Source organism: Ligilactobacillus apodemi DSM 16634 = JCM 16172 (assembly GCF_001434405.1).
Classification (GTDB): Bacteria; Bacillota; Bacilli; order Lactobacillales; family Lactobacillaceae; genus Ligilactobacillus; species Ligilactobacillus apodemi.
This window is the reverse complement of the sequence record NZ_AZFT01000030.1, coordinates 75,526-81,605: the sequence shown is the minus strand read 5'-3', so window position 1 is coordinate 81,605 and position 6,080 is coordinate 75,526. Positions and strand designations below refer to the sequence as shown.

The window sequence follows — 6,080 nt, the reverse complement described above, 5'->3', positions numbered from 1 at the left end:
GTTATCACGCCTGCCTGTCACGCAGGAGATCACCGGTTCAAATCCGGTTAGGACCGCTAAGTTCTAAAAGCATCTAGTATATAGTTACTAGGTGCTTTTTTGTGCTGTTGCAAAGTCTAACAAATCCAAAGTAATTAAATTGTAGTTGCTAGTTAGTATTAGTGAAAAAATTTCTGCTGTTTTAGCACGCAATGTTACAAATATAACTCGTTAAGGAAAAATAAAAAAGACCTGACAAATAGCGAAATGACGGGCTTAAAGTAGAATCTTAAAAAAATATGTGAAAAAAACAATCGAAAGGGTTTACATTTTTTAGGAGAGTAGGTATAATAAAAAATGTAATGAAACCGATTGCATAAACCGGTTGCATAACCAAGTTATTTAGGGAAAATCTTTAAAGGAGTGAGATAGTTGAAAGCACAATTCAAAAAGTTTTTTAGTTTCGAATTTTGGCAAAAGTTCGGTAAGTGTTTGATGGTGGTTATCGCCGTTATGCCGGCTGCTGGTTTGATGATCAGTATCGGTAAAACGATCGCGATGATCGACCCAAATATGACAGCTTTAGTTACAACAGGTGGCGTTATTGAACAGCTCGGTTGGGGTGTTATCAATAACTTAAACATTTTATTTGCGTTAGCCATTGGGGGTAGTTGGGCTAAGGAACGTGCTGGTGGTGCGTTCGCTGCAGGTTTAGCATTTATTTTGATCAACGTTGTTACTGGGACAGTCTTTGGCGTAACTGCCGAAACACTTGCTGATACAAAGGCATATGTGCACACGATTTTTGGCACAAAGATCTTAGTTAGCGACTATTTTGTTAGCGTTTTAGGTGCACCAGCACTTAACATGGGTGTGTTCGTTGGTATCATCGCCGGGTTCGTTGGGGCGACAGCTTACAACAAGTACTACAACTTCCGTAAGTTGCCAGATGCATTATCATTCTTTAATGGTAAGCGCTTCGTTCCATTCGTAGTTATCTTACGTTCAACGATCGTTGCTTTGATTTTAGCTATCATTTGGCCAGTTATCCAATACGGTATCAACAGCTTCGGGATGTGGATCGCTAACTCACAAGAAACAGCTCGTTTCTTAGCACCATTCCTCTTTGGTACCTTGGAACGTCTCTTATTACCATTTGGTTTACACCACATGTTAACGATTCCGATCAACTATACCTCTTTAGGTGGGACTTACGAAATCTTGACAGGTGCTCAAGCAGGTAAGCAAGTATTCGGACAAGATCCATTGTGGCTTGCATGGACAACTGACTTAGTTAACTTGAAATCTGCCGGTGATATGACTAAGTATAACTATGTTTTAACACACTGGACACCAGCTCGTTTCAAAGTTGGACAAATGATCGGTTCAACAGGTATCTTGATGGGTCTTACATTGGCTATGTACAAGAATGTTGACGAAGATAAGAAGAAACAATATGCTTCAATGTTTATCTCAGCAGCACTTGCCGTGTTCTTGACAGGTGTTACAGAACCACTTGAATACATGTTCATGTTTGTGGCGGTACCATTGTATATTGTTTATGCGATCGTTCAAGGTTTGGCATTTGCTTCAGCTGACTTGATCAACTTACGGGTTCACTCCTTTGGTAACATCGAGCTTTTGACCCGCTCACCAATGGCGATCAAAGCTGGTTTAGGCCAAGATCTCTTTAACTTTATCTGGGTATCCTTGCTCTTTGCGGTTGCGATGTATTTCATCACAAACTTCATGATCAAGAAATTCAACTTAGCTACACCAGGACGTAACGGTAACTATGATGGTATTGAAGCTGCTGGTGATAATGGTGACAGCGCTGCTACAACCACTGACGGTAAAGCAGATCCTAACTCACAAGTTGTTAAAATCATCAACTTGCTTGGTGGACGTGAAAACATTTCAGACGTTGATGCCTGCATGACACGTCTCCGGGTCACAGTTAAAGATCACAACAATGTTGGTTCAGAAGAAGAATGGAAACGTGTCGGTGCAATGGGCTTGATCGTTAAGGGCGAAGGTGTCCAAGCCGTATATGGTCCAAAGGCTGACGTTTTGAAATCAGATATTCAAGATTTACTCGACTCAGGGGTAGAAATTCCTAAAGTTGATGTCATGAGTGGCATAGTTACAGAAGAAAAGACGATCCAATATAAGGGCGTCGTTGAAGAAATTCATACAGTTTCAGACGGTGATGTTATTAAGATCGAAGACGTAAATGATCCAGTCTTCTCCCAAAAGATGATGGGTGATGGTTTTGGGGTCAAACCAGATAACCAAAATGTTTATGCACCAGTTTCTGGTACGGTAACAAGTGTCTTCCCAACTAAACATGCGATCGGTTTATTAACAGATGCAGGTTTAGAAGTTCTTGTTCACATGGGTCTTGATACAGTTGGCTTGAATGGCGAACCATTTGACGTTAAAGTTAAAGATGGCGCTAAGGTTAAAGCGGGTGACTTACTTGCTTTAGCTGATCTTGATAAGATCAAAGCTGCTGGTAAAGATGATACAATTGTTGTCGCATTTACTAATGTGCAAGACATTAAAGAAGTTAAGATCGATAAATTAGGACATCAAGCTGCTAAGACTGTAGTTGGAACAGTTGAAGTCTAACAAATAATCATTATTCACTAAGCGGCGTGTGGTAACATAACGCCGCTTAGTGGTGTTTTTGGAGGAATTTTGATGGCAAAATTTTTAACATTAAATACACATAGTTGGTTAGGTGAAGACCCACAAAAAAACTTAAAAATTTTAGGACAAAAGATCATAAAAGAAGATTATGATGTGATCGCCTTACAAGAGATCAATCAGTTAAAAGATTCACCAGCGACGACCAATAACTATTATGATTTAAAAAATCAACATCAACTACATGAAGATAACTATGGTTTGAAATTAGTTGAGTATTTACAACAACAAGGGGTAAATTATTACTTTGTTTGGACCTATAATCATATTGGTTATGATAAGTATCATGAAGGGGTCGCCTTGTTATCCAAACAGCCATTTACTGCGACTAAGAGTGTGTTAACTTCAAGTATGGATGATGAATTTGATTATCACACTAGACGAGCGTTATTGGGTAAGACGACCGTTTCTGGGCAGGAGATCTGGACGATCAGCAGCCACTTCTCATGGTGGAAAGATGGCTTTAAAGACGAATGGGCACGCCTCGAAAATAGCTTACAGGGCGAAACGCTTCCGTTAGTTATCATGGGGGATTTTAATAACCCGGAAAATACTCCAGGACATGATTTGATCATAAATAGCCCCTTAGGTTTAAAAGATAGCTATTTAGCTGCTAAAGAAGTCATTGGTGGACCAACGATCCAAAAAGATATTGATGGTTGGGAAGGCAATGAACAAGCTTTACGCATTGATTTTATTTTTGTCAGTGAACAATTTGAAGTCAGCAAAAATCAAGTGGTCTTTGACGGTAAAAATGAAGCCTTGATCAGTGATCACTTTGGAGTTGAATGTCTCGTTAAATAAAAAGTAACCCGCGCTAAATTGGTGTTTATGCCAACTTAGCGCGGGTTATTTATTATCTAGTTAGATTTTAAACGTTGATTCTCGCCGTAAAAATTCGACGGGTAAGACGTATTGCATCTGTTTTAAAGGCTCATTTGGTTGCTTGATCCGTTCCAACAAGACTTGGACGAGTACCTCGGCAATATCAGCGATCGGTTGAACGATCGTGGAAAGCTCTGGATGGTAAAGTTGGATCTGTGTAGTTCCGTCAAAACCAGTGACTTTCAATTGCTCAGGGACCTTGATTCCAAGTTCTCTAGCTGCTTGTAAAACTAAGATCGCGGTTAGATCATCGGTACAAACAATGCCATCCGCCACACTTTCGGTCAGCAATTTTTTGATTGAAAATAACTTGAGCGAAGGTGATTCCGAAAAACTGACAGTATGGATGTGGCGACTGAGTTTTAGTTGATCGATCATGTCACAATATCCCTTGAGTCGTTGATCGGTCGGATTGCCACTTTGATGGGGATTTCCTAGGAAATAAATATGACGTGCCCCAGCTGCGTATAATTCTTCGACTGCCATTTTACCCCCAGCATAGTTATCACACGAGACGATCGGGATCTGTTCTGAGAGGCTTCGGTCAAAGGAGACGATCGGTAACCCCACTCGATTGTATTCATCGATCCCTAAATTGTGCGCTCCCGCGATGATGCCATCAACTTGGTTAGCGAGTAACATTTTTAAATATTCACGCTCTTTTTCTTTATCTGAGCCGGCGTTACACAAGATAACTTTGTAATCAGCAGAAAAGAGCTTTTGTTCGATCTGTTCGACTAATTCAGCAAAAAAAGGATTAGTGATCGCTGGAAAGATCACCCCGATCAAATGGGTGCTTTTTCCGTGTAAAGAACGTGCTAAGGAGTTAGGCTGGTAATTTAATTCCTCCATCGCACTGAAAACTTTCTCGCGTGTTTTTTGACTGATATAGCCGTAATTATTGATCACACGTGAAGCAGTTGTAACTGAGACGCCAGCTTTTTTGGCTACGTCAGTTAATTTTGGACGCATAGAGTTCCACCTTTCTAGATGCTTTTAAGCTTCCAGAAAGTACCCCGATAATTCACTGGTCCGTTCTCAGAAGTCAAAGCGATCTGCTTTGGACCTTGATCAGCAAAGAAGCGTAAAGTCATCACGTGTTCGCCCCCATTGATAAAGATCTCACAGAGCGAATGATCAATGAAGATCTCAAGTTCAAGCGTTTGGTGTGCAGGAAGGTCAATTTTTCTTGTCGTACCAAATTTAGTAGCGAACTGTTGTCCCGCATGTGCGCGTGAAACGGTGAGCTGAGCATCTTGTCCGGTTGAAAAATCAAGTGTCAGACTTTGTGAAAGGTCATCATTTCCTGCCAAATGAAGGGTACCATTCTGGTCAGTATCTAAAGTTAATTTTAACTCATATTGCTCTCCACTTTCAGCAATTAATTGTTGTGAACCGGAAACAATTTCACTTGGAATGAGGATCGTTCCTTTTTTACGTAGCTCAGCCATGCTGTTAACGGGGCGTTGTAAGAGTTTGCCATCCTTTAAGGAAAGCTCTTTGACTTGGCTTAGACAGTTTGCCCAATTTTCTTGGTCAGTTGGATAAGAAACATCGGGCAAGCCGACCCAACTGATCGCATAAGCTTTACCGTCGGGAGCATTGAATGCTTGGGTCGCATAAACGTCAAAGCCGTCATCTAAGTTTTTGATCTGCTGAGTGCTTGTTTCAAATTTAGCTTGATCAAGGCGCACTTTATCACCCAAAAGATACATGTTAGGATAAATATTTTCGTAAGCGACGATATCCTTATCTAAACCTTGTGGACAAAAGATCAATAACGGTTGTTCGTCAACAAAGACTAAGTTAGGGCATTCGATCATATAGCCCATTGTGTCCGCCGTAAAATCAAGGTAGCCTAGATCGGTGAACTCTTTTAAGCCTTTAGAACGAAAGAGTGCGATCTTGCCAGATTTAGTGGCCTTATCTTGGGCACCGATGATGATATAGTAGTATTCACCATGTTTGAAGATCTGTGGATCACGAAAATGATCAGTTGCATATTCTGGTTGAGTGATCAAAGGTTCTGCTAGTTTAGTAACTTCACCATTTTGGTCCATATAAGCGCCCAATTGGAAGGGGTGGCGGATCCAGTTTTGATCGCGGTGATTTCCCGTGTACATTAAAAAGAGTTGCTCATCAAGTGCGATCGCTGAACCTGAATAGGCTCCATGACTGTCATATTTGGTGTCTGGTGCGACGGCAAGGCCAAGTTCTTTCCAATGAACAAGATCATCGGAAACTAGATGCATCCATGATTTGAGCCCATGAGCAGCCCCAAATGGGAAAGATTGATAAAAGACGTGCCACTGACCATTAAAGTAAGAAAAACCGTTGGGGTCATTTAATAGGCCAGAAGTAGGGCGAATATGGTAACCCATTTGATAAGGGGAATTGCTAGCTTGTGCTTGTAATTTAAGTAGAGTTTCTGCGCTCCAATCGGCATAAGGACGGTAGCGCATTTCACGAGTCCATTCCATAGTAATGTATCCTTTCTGTTTACTGTT

Annotated in this window: 4 protein-coding genes; 2 read left to right on the top strand and 2 right to left on the bottom strand. The window is 40.9% G+C overall.

Annotation, left to right across the window (positions count from 1 at the left end; all coding sequences use genetic code 11):
- Positions 1-411 precede the first annotated feature (411 nt).
- Both FC32_RS02585 and FC32_RS02580 read left to right on the top strand, forming a co-directional pair.
- A complete protein-coding gene (locus FC32_RS02585; RefSeq protein ID WP_025087389.1) occupies positions 412-2,610 on the top strand; it encodes a PTS transporter subunit IIBC in 2,199 nt (732 codons plus the stop codon).
- Positions 2,611-2,682: 72 nt separating this feature from the next.
- Positions 2,683-3,492, top strand: a complete 810-nt coding sequence (locus tag FC32_RS02580; RefSeq protein WP_025087388.1) for an endonuclease/exonuclease/phosphatase family protein — start codon at positions 2,683-2,685, stop codon at positions 3,490-3,492.
- Between the two features lie 60 nt (positions 3,493-3,552).
- Here FC32_RS02580 and FC32_RS02575 read toward each other — a convergent pair whose 3' ends face one another.
- Complete coding sequence (locus FC32_RS02575) at positions 3,553-4,545, bottom strand: LacI family DNA-binding transcriptional regulator (protein WP_025087387.1); 993 nt, start codon at positions 4,543-4,545, stop codon at positions 3,553-3,555.
- Positions 4,546-4,559: 14 nt separating this feature from the next.
- The gene (locus tag FC32_RS02570; protein WP_056957247.1) at positions 4,560-6,053 is read right to left on the bottom strand and encodes a sucrose-6-phosphate hydrolase; all 1,494 of its coding nucleotides are present in this window, start codon (positions 6,051-6,053) and stop codon (positions 4,560-4,562) included.
- Positions 6,054-6,080: the final 27 nt, after the last annotated feature.

What these genes read in the sequence shown, in the direction of transcription:
- FC32_RS02580 (WP_025087388.1), top strand. Translation starts at nt 2,683, where the DNA reads ATGGCAAAATTTTTAACATTAAATACACATAGTTGGTTAGGTGAAGAC.
- FC32_RS02575 (WP_025087387.1), bottom strand. Translation starts at nt 4,545, where the DNA reads ATGCGTCCAAAATTAACTGACGTAGCCAAAAAAGCTGGCGTCTCAGTT.
- FC32_RS02570 (WP_056957247.1), bottom strand. Translation starts at nt 6,053, where the DNA reads ATGGAATGGACTCGTGAAATGCGCTACCGTCCTTATGCCGATTGGAGC.